General features: G+C 44.2%; 14 protein-coding genes and 2 riboswitches. All 14 genes read right to left on the reverse strand.

The features are described from left to right. Positions 1-24: 24 nt before the first annotated feature. Positions 25-1,320, reverse strand: coding sequence for an adenylosuccinate lyase (gene purB / locus ACQVGT_RS17215; protein ID WP_014476028.1), 1,296 nt, complete (start codon positions 1,318-1,320; stop codon positions 25-27). Beyond that, entirely contained in the window at positions 1,317-2,459 is a 1,143-nt protein-coding gene (purK, locus tag ACQVGT_RS17220; RefSeq protein ID WP_015382995.1) for a 5-(carboxyamino)imidazole ribonucleotide synthase, read from the reverse strand. The genes purB and purK overlap by 4 nt, the downstream gene beginning before the upstream one ends. After that, entirely contained in the window at positions 2,452-2,940 is a 489-nt protein-coding gene (purE, locus tag ACQVGT_RS17225) for a 5-(carboxyamino)imidazole ribonucleotide mutase (protein ID WP_003244134.1), read from the reverse strand. Before purE ends, purK begins: the two co-directional genes overlap by 8 nt. 141 nt (positions 2,941-3,081) lie before the next feature. Continuing rightward, positions 3,082-3,183, reverse strand: a riboswitch (purine riboswitch). 79 nt (positions 3,184-3,262) lie between these two features. Further along, complete coding sequence (locus ACQVGT_RS17230) at positions 3,263-3,460, reverse strand: NETI motif-containing protein (RefSeq protein WP_003219403.1); 198 nt, start codon at positions 3,458-3,460, stop codon at positions 3,263-3,265. Next, complete coding sequence (locus ACQVGT_RS17235; RefSeq protein ID WP_015482896.1) at positions 3,460-4,014, reverse strand: DUF2179 domain-containing protein; 555 nt, start codon at positions 4,012-4,014, stop codon at positions 3,460-3,462. The genes ACQVGT_RS17230 and ACQVGT_RS17235 overlap by 1 nt, the downstream gene beginning before the upstream one ends. A gap of 213 nt (positions 4,015-4,227) precedes the next feature. Beyond that, the gene (locus tag ACQVGT_RS17240) at positions 4,228-4,395 is read right to left on the reverse strand and encodes a Fur-regulated basic protein FbpA (RefSeq protein WP_015482895.1); all 168 of its coding nucleotides are present in this window, start codon (positions 4,393-4,395) and stop codon (positions 4,228-4,230) included. A 158-nt stretch (positions 4,396-4,553) separates the two neighbouring features. After that, positions 4,554-5,357: a DUF6574 domain-containing protein gene (locus tag ACQVGT_RS17245; RefSeq protein ID WP_015482894.1), complete on the reverse strand. Its 804-nt coding sequence runs from the start codon at positions 5,355-5,357 to the stop codon at positions 4,554-4,556. A gap of 210 nt (positions 5,358-5,567) precedes the next feature. Further along, positions 5,568-6,890: a hypoxanthine/guanine permease PbuG gene (gene pbuG / locus ACQVGT_RS17250; RefSeq protein ID WP_015382991.1), complete on the reverse strand. Its 1,323-nt coding sequence runs from the start codon at positions 6,888-6,890 to the stop codon at positions 5,568-5,570. A gap of 135 nt (positions 6,891-7,025) precedes the next feature. Then, positions 7,026-7,127, reverse strand: a riboswitch (purine riboswitch). Between the two features lie 147 nt (positions 7,128-7,274). After that, positions 7,275-8,741, reverse strand: a complete 1,467-nt coding sequence (locus ACQVGT_RS17255; protein ID WP_015382990.1) for a DUF4179 domain-containing protein — start codon at positions 8,739-8,741, stop codon at positions 7,275-7,277. Continuing rightward, complete coding sequence (locus ACQVGT_RS17260) at positions 8,723-9,256, reverse strand: sigma-70 family RNA polymerase sigma factor (RefSeq protein WP_015482893.1); 534 nt, start codon at positions 9,254-9,256, stop codon at positions 8,723-8,725. Before ACQVGT_RS17260 ends, ACQVGT_RS17255 begins: the two co-directional genes overlap by 19 nt. Positions 9,257-9,363: 107 nt before the next feature. Beyond that, complete coding sequence (guaA, locus tag ACQVGT_RS17265) at positions 9,364-10,905, reverse strand: glutamine-hydrolyzing GMP synthase (RefSeq protein ID WP_015482892.1); 1,542 nt, start codon at positions 10,903-10,905, stop codon at positions 9,364-9,366. A 162-nt stretch (positions 10,906-11,067) separates the two neighbouring features. Then, positions 11,068-13,281 (reverse strand): DUF4129 domain-containing transglutaminase family protein, encoded by a 2,214-nt coding sequence (locus ACQVGT_RS17270; RefSeq protein ID WP_015382987.1) that lies wholly within the window; start codon positions 13,279-13,281, stop codon positions 11,068-11,070. 21 nt (positions 13,282-13,302) lie between these two features. Then, on the reverse strand, positions 13,303-14,499 hold the full coding sequence (locus tag ACQVGT_RS17275; RefSeq protein ID WP_015382986.1) for a DUF58 domain-containing protein: 1,197 nt from the start codon (positions 14,497-14,499) through the stop codon (positions 13,303-13,305). Then, positions 14,499-15,461: an AAA family ATPase gene (locus ACQVGT_RS17280; RefSeq protein ID WP_015382985.1), complete on the reverse strand. Its 963-nt coding sequence runs from the start codon at positions 15,459-15,461 to the stop codon at positions 14,499-14,501. The genes ACQVGT_RS17275 and ACQVGT_RS17280 overlap by 1 nt, the downstream gene beginning before the upstream one ends. Positions 15,462-15,478 lie beyond the last annotated feature (17 nt).

The following is a 15,478-nucleotide window of genomic DNA, read 5'->3' on the forward strand; positions in this document are numbered from 1 at the left end:
AGAAGAAGCCGCTAAAAGCTTCTTCTATGCTAAACCTAAACGTTCAAAGATCAGATCAACATTTTTCAGATGGTAATTGTAATCAAAGCAGTCAGCAATTTTTTCCGGAGAAAGACGTGACGTGATTTTCTCTTCCGCTTCCACAAGCTCGCGGAACGGCACTTGTTTTTCCCACGCTTCCATTGCTTTCGGCTGCACTGTATCATAGGCTTCTTCACGAGTCAGGCCTGTGTCAATCAAAGCAAGCAGCACGCGCTGAGAGTAGATAAGGCCGAGTGTGCGGTCCATGTTGCGCTTCATGTTTTCCGGGAAGACCGTTAAGTTCTTCACGATGTTGGAGAAGCGGTTCAGCATGTAGTTCAGCGCAATTGTCGCATCCGGAAGAATAATCCGTTCTGCTGAAGAGTGAGAAATATCGCGCTCATGCCATAATGGAACATTTTCGTAAGCTGTCATCATGTAGCCGCGGATCACGCGCGCCATGCCTGTCATGTTTTCAGAGCCAATCGGATTTCGTTTATGCGGCATTGCAGATGAACCCTTTTGCCCTTTCGCGAAAAATTCCTCAACTTCACGTGTTTCACTCTTTTGCAGTCCGCGGATTTCCACAGCAAATTTCTCGATGCTTGTCGCAATCAAAGCAAGTGTTGCCATATAGTCAGCATGGCGGTCACGCTGAAGGGTTTGAGTTGAAATCGGTGCTGCTTTCAATCCGAGCTTCTCACAGACATATTGCTCAACAAATGGATCAATGTTCGCATATGTGCCGACAGCGCCGGAAATCTTTCCAACCTCAATGCCTGCTTTCGCTTGTTTAAAGCGCTCAAGATTACGTTTCATTTCTTCATGCCAAAGCGCAAGTTTTAAGCCGAAAGTTGTAGGCTCAGCGTGTACGCCGTGCGTGCGCCCCATCATGACTGTGTATTTATGTTCTTTCGCTTTTTCTTTTATAATGTCAACAAATCTCTCAAGATCCTTGAGCAGAATATCGTTTGCCTGTTTTAATAAGTAGGAAAGGGCCGTATCAACAACGTCAGTTGACGTTAATCCGTAGTGCACCCATTTTCTTTCTTCGCCCAGTGATTCGGAAACAGCGCGTGTAAAAGCGACAACGTCATGGCGCGTGTCCTGTTCGATTTCTAAAATGCGGTTGATGTCAAATGACGCGTTCTCACGCATAACCTTTACATCTTCTTTCGGAATGACGCCAAGCTCCGCCCACGCTTCACAGGCAAGAATCTCTACCTCCAGCCATGCTTGAAATCTGTTTTCATCCGTCCAAATCGCGGACATTTCAGGTCTTGAATAACGTTCGATCATTCTGCTTGTCCTCCGTCTCTATTCATCCATTGATTTGTGATCTCCTGAATCCATTCGTCTTCAGGCTGCTTCATAAATGTAATATGCCCCATTTTGCGGCCTTTTTTGATTTCATGTTTTCCGTATATATATAGCTTTGCCTCTTTTAAAAGCTCCGGGTCTTCCTCAACAAGCTTTACTTCATCGCCGAGAAGATTCACCATCATGCCCGGCTTCAGCAAATCTGTCTTCCCAAGCGGAAGCCCGCATACCGCTCTGATATGCTGTTCAAACTGGCTCGTCTCGCAAAGGTCCAGCGTATAATGCCCAGAATTGTGCGGTCTTGGCGCCAGTTCATTGACCAAAAGCTCTCCGTCCTCTGTCAGGAACATCTCAACTGCAAGCGGTCCGACAAGGTTAAGCTCATCTGCAAGCTTACCTGCGAGATCAGCAGCCTTCTGCTGAATCCCTTTCTCTACCCGTGCGGGCACGATGCTTTGGAAAAGAATATTGTTGTGGTGAATGTTTTCAGCTGTCGGAAATGTTGAAATTTCACCGTTTACCGATCTGACGACGATCACCGACAGTTCCATTTTAAAAGAAACCCAGCTTTCAAGAATGCAGGTTCCGTGTTCTAACAGAGCGGCTGCCTGCTCCATTTGCGCCGCTTCTTTTATCACAAATTGGCCTTTGCCGTCGTACCCGCCGCGGCATGTTTTCAGCACTGCCGGAAGCCCAAGCTCCTGTACCGCCTGTTTCAGTTCATCCTTTGTTTTGACGATGCTGTACGGTGCGACTTCACATCCCGCGGCTTGAATTGCTTTTTTCTCTGTTTCACGGTTTTGGGTAATGAGCAGCAGCTCACTTCCTTGCGGGAGATACGCATGATCTTTTAGCCAATGCAGCGCATCATAGTCGATGTTTTCAAACTCATATGTGATGATATCGCTGATTTCAGCCAATTTTCGAATCGCTTCACGGTCATTATAATGAGCGGTAATTTCGACATCCGCAACCTGCCCGCACGGCGAATCTTTCACCGGATCAACGACCGCGACTTTATACCCCATTTGTTTGGCGGACACAGCCATCATTTTCCCAAGCTGGCCGCCGCCGATAATGCCGATTACAGCTCCCGGATAGATGATTTGTTTAGACAAGCTGATCACTGCTTTCTAACACTGTCTGTTTTGTATTTTCTCTTCTCTCATCCAGCTTACGGGCAAGGTCTTCGTCAAAAGCTGACAAAATTTGCGCCGCTAACAGGCCTGCGTTCACAGCACCCGCTTTGCCGATGGATGTTGTCGCAACAGGCACGCCTCCAGGCATTTGGACGATGGAAAGAAGCGAATCCATTCCGTTCAGCGCCTTGGACTGAACCGGAACTCCAATGACTGGCAGTGTTGTTTTCGCAGCCGTCATCCCTGGCAGATGCGCCGCTCCTCCGGCACCGGCAATGATCACCTTGATGCCTCTTTCTCTAGCAGTTTCAGCATATTCAAACATGAAATCAGGCGTCCGGTGAGCGGAAACGACCTTTTTTTCGTACGGAACATTGAGTTCGTCAAGTATGTCGCATGCGTGTTTCATTGTCTCCCAATCGGAAGTGCTTCCCATGATGATTCCTACTAGCGGCTGCATTCTGTTCCCCACCTTCTAATGCTTTAGTTTTCAGAAAATAAAAAATACCCGCTCTGCATTGCACTTATGAGGAAGCAATACAAACCGGGCATGGTACATGTATCGTCAGTCGTTCGCTTCTGCGATATATCCATGTCAGTTTTATCGATCACTTTCCTGCATAGTCCGGCAATTTACGGTTGCCGGGTAGAAACTTATGGGCCATATTCCCAAGATTATATGAGGTCGTGTTTTGATTTCATGTTTATCTTAACAACGGACATGGATAATGTCAACGATATTATCGAACGATACAAAAATTCATTCTACTAATGTTCGTGTTTTAGATCAATTTCCCTTCAAATACGATTTTTTTCCCGCACGGAACGATCTGAATTGACCCATTTTCCTTTTTTTCCATAAAAATAGGCTCTTCCATTCGCCTTACAGGCAGATATCCTTCTTCTTTCATTTGCTGAAGCACCGCATCAATCGTTTGCTGCTCTGTCACTTCAAACTTTTTCTTCTTCGGCTTTGCCATTATTCTTTAATTCTCCTCTTCTTCACCGCTTTGACCCAGAAGCCGCCGTGGATTGTTTTTGGTTCGTACGCAATAATAAAGGCTTTTGAATCAAGTGTTTTAATCGTATCATATAGCTGGAGTTCATATTTTCTCGGCGTCAGGATCTGAAGGGCTGTGCGGTCGCCTTCAAGCCCGCCTGCCACCCAATTTGTCACGCCGTAACCTTTTTCACGGAGCTGCTTCGGAAGATCAAGATCGAGCTCCTTCGTAATCACATTGACCATAATATAGCCAAGCGCCAATTTTTCTTCTATTTTCATGCCGACAATTACGCCAAGACCGTAACCGAGCGCGTACGCGATCACATTTTGAATCTGGTCTAAGTTATCGAGCACCAGACTCAGCCCTGTCACATAAACCAGTATTTCAATCGTACTGATGCCGGCCGCTAAATAACGCTGTCCTTTCAGTGTTAAAATCATTCTTATCGTAAAAAATGACACATAGACAATATTAATAATGAGAATTATGAGAACCATGGCTATCCCATTTGATAAGATGGTTTGCATCATTTTATTCATCCCCCTACTCTTCAGCCTGCACAAAGCATTCATATTCTACTAGAGAAATGAGCCGTTTACAATCAGCTTCGCCCGTAAGCTTAAGCAAAATATTTCGACATGCTTTTATGCGTTGAACAGTAGTAGTTTACCCTCTTTCTCGCCTTTTCAAAATCAAAACAAAAAAGCCCGCTTTTCAGCAGACTCACCTCTTTATATCTATTGTCAGATCTCTTTTTTCATTTTCTGAAGGGACTTGTATTCTTTCTCAAGCTCACTCAGCGTGTAGTCAGCAAGCTGTTCCCCTCTTCCTTGATAAAATTCCGAGAGCAGTAATTTGGTTTTTAAAAATTGCTTCTTTTGTTTAATTGCTCGGCGAAGCACATCAGCCATGTCCATCATCCTCCTTAAACATAAAGGTTTTTGCGCTGGACGTTTTCAGCATTTTCCCCATCATACACGGGTTATTCCTACAAATCAACTATGTTTTTTAGATATATTTGTAAAAAGTGTGACATAAAAAAACCGGCTAGGATTAGCCGGTTTTTTCATTAAAGCGGAATCAGCGACGCCGTAAAATATTCAGAAATAAACGGCCAAGTCACTGCCGTAAACAGCAGCGCTATCGCAACCACTGCAAATACACAATAGATATAATCAATTGGTGCATCTTGTGCCGCCTGGTACACACGCTGTACATACAGCGCGATGATAAAAAAGATGGAAAACAAGATCAGCACCGTAAACAGTACTGTCAGCATTGGGACATTCACGATCGCAAAGATCAGCCAAAGGATTGAAACAGCAATTACCGGTACAAGCAATGAACCCAATACGGCAGCCGCTTCTCTGAATGTCACCTTATGCTTCATCATATAGCGGGAGACAGCCCATATAGCAAAGACCATTACCGCGAAAAAGATCAGCAAATACACAAGAACAACTAAAAACCCGTCATAGAAAGCATGATGGCGTTCTCCGAAACCGAGCGGCCGATTCCAGCTTGCCTTTAACTGAAACCAATTCCCAATTGAAAAAATGATACTGAATATAAGCATTGAAATCAGACCGTACTTATAATGAGAAAAACCATCCGTTACGACAGTTTTCGCCGGAGATTTTAAAATCGAGAACGCAAAACCGCAATATCTGTTGATGGCTGCCCAAACAGACGCAAGCTTGTCTTTAACAGTTGATTCACCGCGTTCCTGGCGCGGTTTCTGCTTTTGTTTTTGCTTCTGCTTGCTTTGCCGGCTCGCCTTTCTGGACATTCTCGATAGCGGTTCTTCATCTGCATCTATTCTTTCACTCTGGTTAATTTCTTCTTCAAACGTTTCTTTTCTTTCTTCCGTCATGTCAGCAACTCCTATCAAAAAAATACGGCGGAATACCATTCAGCAAGAAAATAAAACACTTATATAAGGTACCGAAGCCTTCCTGAACAGTCAAGTCATTTCCATTTAAGTAAAGCATGGCGGCACATCTACATGACGGTATATCGTATGAAATGGTTTTATCTTTTGCAACAAAAAAACCAGCTGCCGGTGCAGCTGGTTTTTCAATTCTTATTTTAAGAAGATAAAGTACAGGATAAATACGATAAACAGCCCGTACATGATTGGATGAACCTCTTTGGCTTTTCCTTTGCACACCATTGTAATCGGATAGAAAATAAACCCGATGGCAATACCAGTCGCAATGCTGTACGTTAACGGCATCATGATCATGGTAAGGAAAGCAGGAACGGCCACTTCGAACTTATCCCAAGCGATTTTGCCAAGCGGCGCCACCATCAATGCACCAACAATAATAAGCGCCGGCGCTGTTACATTTGACGTAACGACTGATAGGAGCGGAGAGAAAAACGTAGCCAGTAAAAAGAGAATCCCTGTTACAATTGCGGCAAATCCTGAACGGGCACCCGCAGCGACACCTGAGCTTGATTCCACATAAGAAGTTGTTGTAGACGTACCAAGCACGGCACCGATCACAATAGAAGATGAATCAGCTAAAAGCGCACGGCCCGCACGCGGCAATTTGTTTTCCTTCATTAAACCAGCTTGTGTCGCCACAGCAACAAGTGTACCAGCTGTATCAAAAAATCCGACAAACAAGAATGTCAAAATAACGATCAGCATTTGTACAGAGAAAATATCCGGGAGGTGAATCCACGCTTGTCCGAAAGTCGGCGCAAGGCTTGGCACACTGCCGACAATTTGAGTCGGAACCGGAACCAAACCGAAAATCATGCCGGCAACCGCTGTTAACAGCATCCCGATAAACACGCCTGCGTTCACGCGAAGCACCATTAAAATAACCGTGACAATCACACCGAAAATCGTTAACAGCACAGGACCGCTGTGAATATTTCCGATCGTGACGAGCGTAGAAGGATTTGCAGTAATGATTCCTGAGCCTTGCAAACCAACGAATGTAATAAACAGGCCGATCCCCGCACCGACTGCCAATTTCAGCTCAGGCGGAATGGCGTTAATGATTTTTTCACGAAAACCTGTTAAAGAAAGAGCAACGAAAATAAGACCTGAAATAAAAACACCAGACAAAGCTGCCTGCCATGAAATGCCCATACCAAGGACAACAGAAAACGCAAAAAACGCGTTCAGCCCCATACCCGGCGCGATGGCAATCGGATATCTCGCTATTACTCCCATTAAGATACAGCCTGCTGCAGACGCCAGCGCTGTCGCCGTAAAGACCGCACCCTGGTCAATTCTCAGCGCCTCCGGAAAATCTTTCACGCTCTCCAAAGCAAGCGTAATCGGATTGACGAACAGAATATATGCCATAGATAAAAAAGTCGTTAATCCGCCAATGATTTCATTGCGATAGCTGGTGCCCAGCTCATCAAACTGAAAAAACGTTTTCAAGCTATTTGACTCCCTTCACTCTTTGCTATTTATTCTGTCCTGAAAACGCCAAATAAAAAGCGCCCCAATACATTTTGGGACGCTTGACTACAGTCGGATTTCAGTTCGAATAAATAAACGTGTTTTATTTATATCAAACGAAAGAAATGTTTACGTAGTCAAGCCATTTACGGTAGCTTGGTAGAGACTTGCGAGCCATATTCCCGCGATTATACGAATTCATCTTATTTGATTTCTGTGTCTATTGTACCAAGTTCATTTTGAATTGACAATATAAACAACGAACATTACTTATTAAAAAAATTGGTTTATTCGTCTATTGACTAAATTGGTAACAATGATAAAAACCGTATGTATGGCAACATACGGCTTTTCAACTTATGATTATTTTTTTTCGGTAGGCTGACTCACCTGATGCACTGGTACAGTAAACGAGAATGGCTTTAGTTGAATCAGGTCATTTAAAACGCCTTTATCAATATACAGACCGTATTCATTAAACTCAAAATGCTTTAAAGACAGCTTATCAAGATAAGCGTCATCCAGTTCAAAAGTTGATACCATTTCGGCTGTGTCCATATTCTTCACTTCAGCTTTATTCCATTTCAAATAATAACCTTCTTCATAATAAGCCATTGGATCAGACCATGATTGCATTTTTTTCATATCACCAAGGCCAATCATTTCACCTATATTCACTAAGTCATCTTTTGACATATTTGAAGTATCAACTCCAGTGAAACGGTAATGAACCAATACTTCCCTCCCCTCTTGTTTAATGTTATTGATTTCTATCCCTATGTTTTGATGCTTTGTTTCCGAAAGACGATACGGCATCTCTGCATTTAGAGGGACGATTTCACTGCCCTCAGCCTCAGATCTAATATCTGCAATTAATGTTAGCTTTTTCGCTTTTGGATTGATTGGTGATTCTAACTGTGTTTGTCCTTTTGCTCTTACCGTTCTCTCGTTTACCTTTATGCGATCTCCAAGTTCGATGTTTGATGCTGACATCTCATATGTGTTTCCTAAATCATCTTTAACTTCGTTAATTTCAACCGTATCATGCTTTGCTATGCCTTGATAATCGATTGTAAATTGAAGGACAGATCCAAGTTTTCCGTTTTCCACTTGAATATTGGAAAATTGATAACGATTATGATAAGCCGATATAACTTTTGAGCTTTCTAAATAACCCGCATTCTTTTTGGTAATAGGCAGTTTGAATCTCCAATTTCCCTGTATTTCATTGATATGAGTAATTACAAAGGGCACGGTTTCCCCATTTTTTATTTCAGTACCATTTGTATAAATCCTTAATTGTCCTGCGTATTGCTTGTTATTTAATTTTTTAAGCATTAAGGAATCGTAGTTGATTGAAAAGTTGTCGCTATAACTCGTTTCGTCGACATCATACATGATCTCTTTTTCATCAGAGTGGAAGTTATCAACAGTGAAGTTATAAACAAGCTGTCCGGCATCGTAATAGGAGCTGTTTACAGAAACAGTGATTCCCCTGGAGTCTGCTTTTTCATTTAAAGCTGTGACCAAATTGCTTTTAAACAATGATAGACCAACTTTATCTTGAAAATCCTTATAAATTTGTCCGACAATGGGTATGCTCCCCATCGCTTTGTTTACAGAGGGAAGAAAAAGACCAGATGATAAATACAATATACATACCACAGCAGCAATAGCCATTCCATTTGTAATAGTTCGTGCCCATTTAAAACGGCGCCTTGTGTTACTTTCATTTTCAGCACGAACGACAGCTTGATGTATTGCCTTTTTGAGTGCTTTCTTTGGCACTGCTATGTCATCATACATCTGCTTCATTTGGTGTTTGTCCATTTGTTTTGATCCTCCTTTTCCAGCTCCTGTTTCAATGCTTTTCTCGCTCTATGTAAATGGGTTTTAATTGTGCCTTCTGCCATTCCTGTTTGTTCAGCTATCATTGAAATCGAATAATCTTGAAAATAATAGAGCTGAATCGTGAGCTGAACATGTTCATCAAGTGTATCAAGTGCATTTCGCAGGTCTATATATTCCTCAATATTACCTTGATCGATTCCAGTATCGTGATGTTTCTCGAACGGAACCAATTCTCCTTTCTTTTTATTCATGGCAAAAATGGAATTGATCAATATTCGAGTAAGCCACGTTAAAAAATACTTTGGCTCTTTTAGTTTTTCTATACTGATAAAAGCTTTATAAGCTGTTTCCTGTACAGCATCAAGTGCATCTTCTTTATTTCTTAAATAGAGATAAGCTGTTTTATATAAAGTCTCCTGATGTGCCAGCATAAGCTTTTCAAAGGCCCGAGCATTTCCTTTTCTCGCCTTTGTAATCAATCTTTCTTCCTTCACCTTATCCACCTCCTATGTTGTTAGATACGAAAACTGTCGAAACGGTTTCAAAAAGTTAACAAAAAAAACGCCCCTTTTGAAAGGGACGTTTTTCCTTTGTTATTTACTTATTCCCACTCAATCGTCGCAGGCGGCTTACTTGTAATATCGTACACCACGCGGTTAATGTGCTTCACTTCGTTTACGATACGTGTCGAAATGACTTCAAGCACATCCCACGGGATACGCGCCCAGTCAGATGTCATGCCGTCGATTGATGTAACGGCGCGGATTCCGATTGTGTAATCATATGTTCTTGCGTCACCCATAACACCAACGCTGCGGATGTCAGGTAGAACAGTGAAGTATTGCCAGATATCACGCTCTAACCCGTGATTTGCAACTTCTTCACGCAAGATTGCATCTGATTCACGAACGATTTCCAGTTTTTCTTCTGTTACTTCGCCAAGAACACGGATTCCGAGGCCCGGTCCTGGGAACGGCTGACGCCATACGATTTCATCCGGAATGCCGAGCTCTGTGCCAAGCGCGCGCACTTCGTCTTTGAAGAGCGTGTTTAACGGCTCGATCAGCTCAAACTGCATGTCTTCAGGAAGTCCGCCGACATTGTGGTGAGATTTGATCGTTTGCGCCGTTGCTGTACCGCTCTCGATGATATCTGTGTAAAGCGTACCTTGTGCAAGGTAGTCGATGCCTTTGAGCTTGTCCGCTTCATCATCAAACACGTAAATGAATTCATTACCGATGATTTTGCGTTTTTGTTCAGGATCAGAAACGCCTTTTAGTTTGTTTAAGAATCGATCTTTTGCGTCTACTTGAATCACATTCATGTTAAAGCCTTCGCTGAATGTTTTCATAACACCCTCAGCTTCGCCTTTACGGAGAAGACCATGGTCTACAAAGATACAAGTCAGCTGGTCGCCGATCGCTTTATGAATCAAAACAGCAACAACAGAGGAATCAACGCCGCCGCTTAGCGCGCAAAGAACCTGTTTGTCTCCGACCGTTTCACGGATTTTTTGCATTTCGATTTCGATAAAGTTCTCCATTGACCATTCGCCTTCGCATTCGCAAACACCGAATACAAAGTTTTTCAGAAGATCATTGCCGTATTCAGAGTGGCGCACTTCCGGGTGGAACTGAACGCCATACCATTTTTTGTCCGCTTTGCTCATTGCTGAGTTCGGGCAGTGATGGCTTGTCGCGTCAACAGTGAAGCCTTCAGGAACTTCTACAACCAAATCGCCGTGGCTCATCCAAACCACTTGTTCGTTTGGAAGATCTTTGAACAAATCAGGTGTGCCTTCGATGCGGATGTTTGCTTTTCCGTATTCACGCTGGCTTGCCGCTTCAACTTTACCGCCAAGGTAATGAGTCATCAGCTGCATGCCGTAGCAAATTCCCAAAACAGGAATATCAAGCTCGAAGATTTTCTCGTCACAGCGGAAAGAGTTTTCATCATACACACTGTTTGGACCGCCGGATAAAATAATTCCTTTTGGATTCATTTTTTTAATTTCTTCAGCCGTCAATGTATGTGGATGCAGCTCGCTGTAAACACCGAATTCACGGATACGGCGTGTAATCAGCTGGTTATACTGACTGCCGAAATCAAGGACAAGAATCATTTCATTCACTAACTTTGTCATGGTTGTCACCTAATCTCCTCTAAGTTTTTTGACACAGAAAAAAACGAGGACAGATATGAAGCTCGCTCCGCCCTCTTTGGCAAGGCCGTTTGCCGGAGTCAGGCCAACTCGCTCCCAGACTCCGATAATATTCACTAATTCTAACAACACGTCGATAAGTGGTCAAGACCATCTTCTTTTAATTAAATTTTCCCATAACTCTCTCGAATCATTCCATAGCGCCGAAGAATCTTCATTTCTGTAAAGCGCCCTTTCATAGCTTAATGTCAGCTTTGACATGTCTTCTATGTCGTATTTTTCATCGATTCGTTTTGCATAATCACGCAGCGTTTCACTGCCTCGTTTCGGCAGCCCTTTTCTCTTCAGTTGTTTCAGCAGCGCGTCATATGCCTCAAAAAACGCGTGCTGATCGCTGCGCCGCTTCAATTTCCTCACGGCGAAAACAGGAATCCATAACGAGCGGAAAACATACAGCAATACAGCTGCCACCAGGAGGACTGCAAGAACCGCAAGCGCTGCATACAAGCCCGCACCGGCATTGGTATGCGAAGCGGACGGCTTTTTAGAAACAGCTGGCTCCCGCTTTTCCTTTTGTTTTTCCTCTTTTTGCGGCTGTTTTTTCTCTTCTTTCTGTTTCTCTTTTGCTTTCTTCGGCGAGCTGCTGTTATCGCTGCCGGAGTCCTTTGTGTCAGAAGAAGTAAATTCAGCCGGATTTGTAAACCCTTTAGTCGGCTCAAATGTAACCCAGCCCTGTTCCGGGAAATACACCTCTACCCAGGAATGGGCATTGTTATTTGTCACTTCGTAGATGCTGCCATTTTTGTTTCCTGCTTCTTTGTATTCGCCGGACGTATAACCCTTTACCCAGCGGGCCGGAATCCCGGCCGAGCGCAAGAGCACCACCATGGCGGAAGAAAAGTTATCACAATAACCCATTTTCGTTTCAAAGAGAAATTGATCGACATAATCTTCATCATTCTTAGGAATGGTCACGTTTTCTGTTTCATATGTGAACGCATTTGACCCTAAATAGTCCTCAACCGCTTTCACCTTATCAAACATTTTGTCGTGATCCTGAGTCAGTTTGACCGCAAGGGTTCTCACCCGCTCTGGCAGTGAATCTGGAAGCTGCATGTAGCGATCGCTGAATGTGTACTCCTCACTGTTTTTTCTCACTTTTACCTTTCTCAGTTCATCCAGCTTATAGACCGGGGAATTGTACGTTACAGTATAATTCCCCATATTTCTGATTTCACCGGCTTGTTCACTGATCGGAGAAATTTGCTCCGTGTTGCCGTTCATTTCAAGTGAGACAGCCTGCTTTGGCTGAATGGTTTCCGCACCAATCGGATACATCAGATGGTTATACCCGTAGTGCTTATCGACTTTTACACGGACGGTGCGGCGCTCTGTCGCAACCTTATGGTCAAACCACAGATTTTCAACTTTTCCATTGCTAAGCTGATACGACATGCCTGTGTCTGTTTCAATCCAGCCTTTTCCGGTATACGTGTCCTTCGTTTCCACACGGAAATACGTACGCTCTTTTCCCTGCCATGTAAAAACAGGTGTAGCATCCTGCTGGAACGGGCCGCCGAGTGATTCATCATGATTCCCGTATCCGATTTTGCTTTCCCCTGCAGACACGCGGTCTTGATGAGTGATTTTTTTAAGAAAAGGCACCGGATCAGGCCAGGCCGGCTCTGATTTTGGAGCGGCGAGTCCGAATCCCGTTGCAGCCAAAACCAATACAGATAAAGGAAGAAACCATTTCAGGACAGATGTTTTTGGCAGTGTGATTCTTTCCATCAGCTTAATGCGTTCCAAGTATAAAAGGCCCAGCATAAAGAAGCCGATCAGCACGATACGGATGACGGCAAAAGTGGCATCATATGGCGTAAAGGTATCAAGAATCGTAATATACGCTACTGTCATCAAAAAGAAAAACAAAATTCTTCTCTGGTAAATCACCCAATAATGCAGGAGATAGACCAGCAGCCACAGCAGCACAAAAAACAGCAGGGTCCGAAATGAAGGAATCATGTCATTCCATTGCCCAGATTGAATCAGCGTGATATTCAGATAGACATCCTGCAAAAAAGAGCTGACCCAGCTCAAGTCGAATATAGATCCTTGATAGAACAGGATGTGTATCGAGATCAATGTAAATATGACACAAAAAGGAACGGTGACAAACCACCTCATCCTGAAAAAAGTCAGCAGAAACGTCAAGCCGATAAAGACACTAAAAAAGCCTGTATGTTTCGTTTCAGTAAAACTGTCCAGCGGCCTGAGCCACTCCCACAGCAATAAAAAAGCCAGAAAATAAAATAACAGCAAGCTCAAACGGCTTCCCTTCTGATCATCGTGCGGCATGTGAACCAGTCACCTCTCTTTCTAAACAACACGCGAAACTCGCCCGCCCCTCATGACCCGAACTCTGATTTGGCGTTTCATCATGCGTTCAATCATGACATTTTCAGCTTGAGAGAGCTCAGCATCTTTCTCTTTTGCCAGTATCACCGTAACCCGGCCGCCTCCTATTTCTGCGAGGTGCAGCATATCTTCCGTTAACTGTCCCGTGACAACAACTTGATCAGCTTGGCGAACAGATGGCTTTCCCAGCTCTTCCCGTGCATATCGGCTTATCGGGTCTGCCGCATCACAATGAGCGATGGCTAAATGCCGAAGCATGTGCTTAAAATGCTGATCCCCTTCCTGAATAGGGAAAATGTTTTTTTCCTTTCCGATGGAAGCCAAGCCAGCGCCCGCGCCGTTTTTTAAAACAGAATGAAGAATCGAAGCTGTCACTGAAACGACCTCTTCGAATGCGTCTGAGGAAAAACGGTCCATCAGCAGAAATAGATTTTTGCTGCGAGAAGGCTCAAATTCCTTCGTCATCAGCTGGCTCCGCCGTGCAGAAGTCTTCCAATCTAACGCAGCAAACCGGTCTCCCGGCTGATAATTCCGCACACTTGCTGCGACTGAGGAATGGTGCTGATGAATAGGAGAAGAACCGCTTACACCCTCTTCCTGATGCCTCTCATTCACCTGATAGGAAAAACGCTGAAAGAATGGATAAACAAACAGGGTATCATCCAGCTCAAAAAATGCTGTTTTTTCAATCAAGCCAAGAACATCCCCGGTTCGCACCCTGACAGAATGAAAGTGATGCTCTCCGCGCGGTACCCGAGCTAATTCATACGACATCGTCATGCTACGTTTAAACCAAGGAAAAACGAGCCGTTTGGCCGCGGCTCCGTCTCGATTTAATGACTCGATACCTTCTGGCAGGCAATCTTCAATCACCATATACATCAGCGGAAATGGCAGCTTTCTTCTCAGCGTAACAGTTACGCCCAGCCTGTCCCCCGCATGCAATTGTGTTCTATCCATTTGCCTTGAAGCCTGAAAAGAACGGAGCGGATACAAGGCCAGCAGCCCGGCATACAAGACAAAAGGGAGAAACGCGTAAAACAAAAACCAGCTGACAAAGCCGCCCTGAAACATCGCATAAGAAAAAACAGCAGCCGTCAATAAAGTTAATATAATCAGCTTCCAACCATATACGAGCCATTGCCATTTCTTATTCATCAGCGGACCGACGACCTTTGAACCGGCACCTTCACAGCTGACATGATCTCCCTTACGATCGCTTCTGCCTGAATCCCTTCAAATTTTGCCTCAGGATGAAGCATCATCCGGTGCGGCAGCGTGAAAGGAACTAAATATTGAATATCATCCGGGATGACATAGTCGCGATGATGCAGCAGCGCGTATGCCTGTGCCGCTTTCATGAGGGCGATTGAGCCACGCGGACTGACGCCTAATTGAACAGAAGGATGCTGTCTCGTTTTCTGCACGATTTCAACGATATATTCCTTAATACTGTCATCAACACGGACATTTTGCACTTCCCGCTGTAAACGGATGAAGTCTTCTTTTGCAATAACCGGCTCAAGCGTCTCAATCGGATGGCTTTTTTCCTGAAGAGATAAGACGTCAAGCTCTTCATTAAAGGACGGATAACCCATCCGAAGTTTGAATAAAAAACGGTCAAGCTGGGCTTCCGGCAAAGGATAGGTTCCTTCATATTCGACCGGGTTTTGCGTTGCCATCACAAAAAACGGAGCGGCAAGCTGCATCGTATGGCCATCTACCGTGACGCTTCCCTCTTCCATCGCTTCGAGCAAAGCCGACTGTGTCTTCGGAGAGGTACGGTTGATTTCATCGGCCAGCACGATATTTCCCATAATCGGGCCGGGACGATATTCAAATTCCATCGTTTTCGCATTATAGATAGATACCCCTGTTACATCAGATGGCAGCAAATCCGGAGTGAATTGGATTCTTTTGAAATCGGCGCCGATTGACTTTGCCAGCGCGCGGACCATCATCGTTTTTCCGACTCCGGGTACATCCTCAAGCAGCACATGCCCTTTGGCAAGAAGGGCTGCTAAGCTGAGTATGGCGATGTCTCGTTTTCCAACCATTACTCTATTAATATGTTCAACTGCTTTCCCCAGCAAAGGATGCAGGTCTTCTTGATATGACATTCTTTTCCTCCTAGTCA

The organism is Bacillus sp. SCT118 (genome assembly GCF_058566435.1).

What these genes read in the sequence shown, in the direction of transcription:
- ACQVGT_RS17235 (WP_015482896.1), bottom strand. Translation starts at nt 4,014, where the DNA reads ATGATGCAAACCATCTTATCAAATGGGATAGCCATGGTTCTCATAATT.
- guaA (WP_015482892.1), bottom strand. Translation starts at nt 10,905, where the DNA reads ATGACAAAGTTAGTGAATGAAATGATTCTTGTCCTTGATTTCGGCAGT.
- purE (WP_003244134.1), bottom strand. Translation starts at nt 2,940, where the DNA reads ATGCAGCCGCTAGTAGGAATCATCATGGGAAGCACTTCCGATTGGGAG.
- ACQVGT_RS17240 (WP_015482895.1), bottom strand. Translation starts at nt 4,395, where the DNA reads ATGGCTGATGTGCTTCGCCGAGCAATTAAACAAAAGAAGCAATTTTTA.
- purB (WP_014476028.1), bottom strand. Translation starts at nt 1,320, where the DNA reads ATGATCGAACGTTATTCAAGACCTGAAATGTCCGCGATTTGGACGGAT.
- ACQVGT_RS17280 (WP_015382985.1), bottom strand. Translation starts at nt 15,461, where the DNA reads ATGTCATATCAAGAAGACCTGCATCCTTTGCTGGGGAAAGCAGTTGAA.
- ACQVGT_RS17255 (WP_015382990.1), bottom strand. Translation starts at nt 8,741, where the DNA reads ATGGACAAACACCAAATGAAGCAGATGTATGATGACATAGCAGTGCCA.
- ACQVGT_RS17270 (WP_015382987.1), bottom strand. Translation starts at nt 13,281, where the DNA reads ATGCCGCACGATGATCAGAAGGGAAGCCGTTTGAGCTTGCTGTTATTT.
- ACQVGT_RS17245 (WP_015482894.1), bottom strand. Translation starts at nt 5,357, where the DNA reads ATGACGGAAGAAAGAAAAGAAACGTTTGAAGAAGAAATTAACCAGAGT.
- ACQVGT_RS17230 (WP_003219403.1), bottom strand. Translation starts at nt 3,460, where the DNA reads ATGGCAAAGCCGAAGAAGAAAAAGTTTGAAGTGACAGAGCAGCAAACG.
- ACQVGT_RS17275 (WP_015382986.1), bottom strand. Translation starts at nt 14,499, where the DNA reads ATGAATAAGAAATGGCAATGGCTCGTATATGGTTGGAAGCTGATTATA.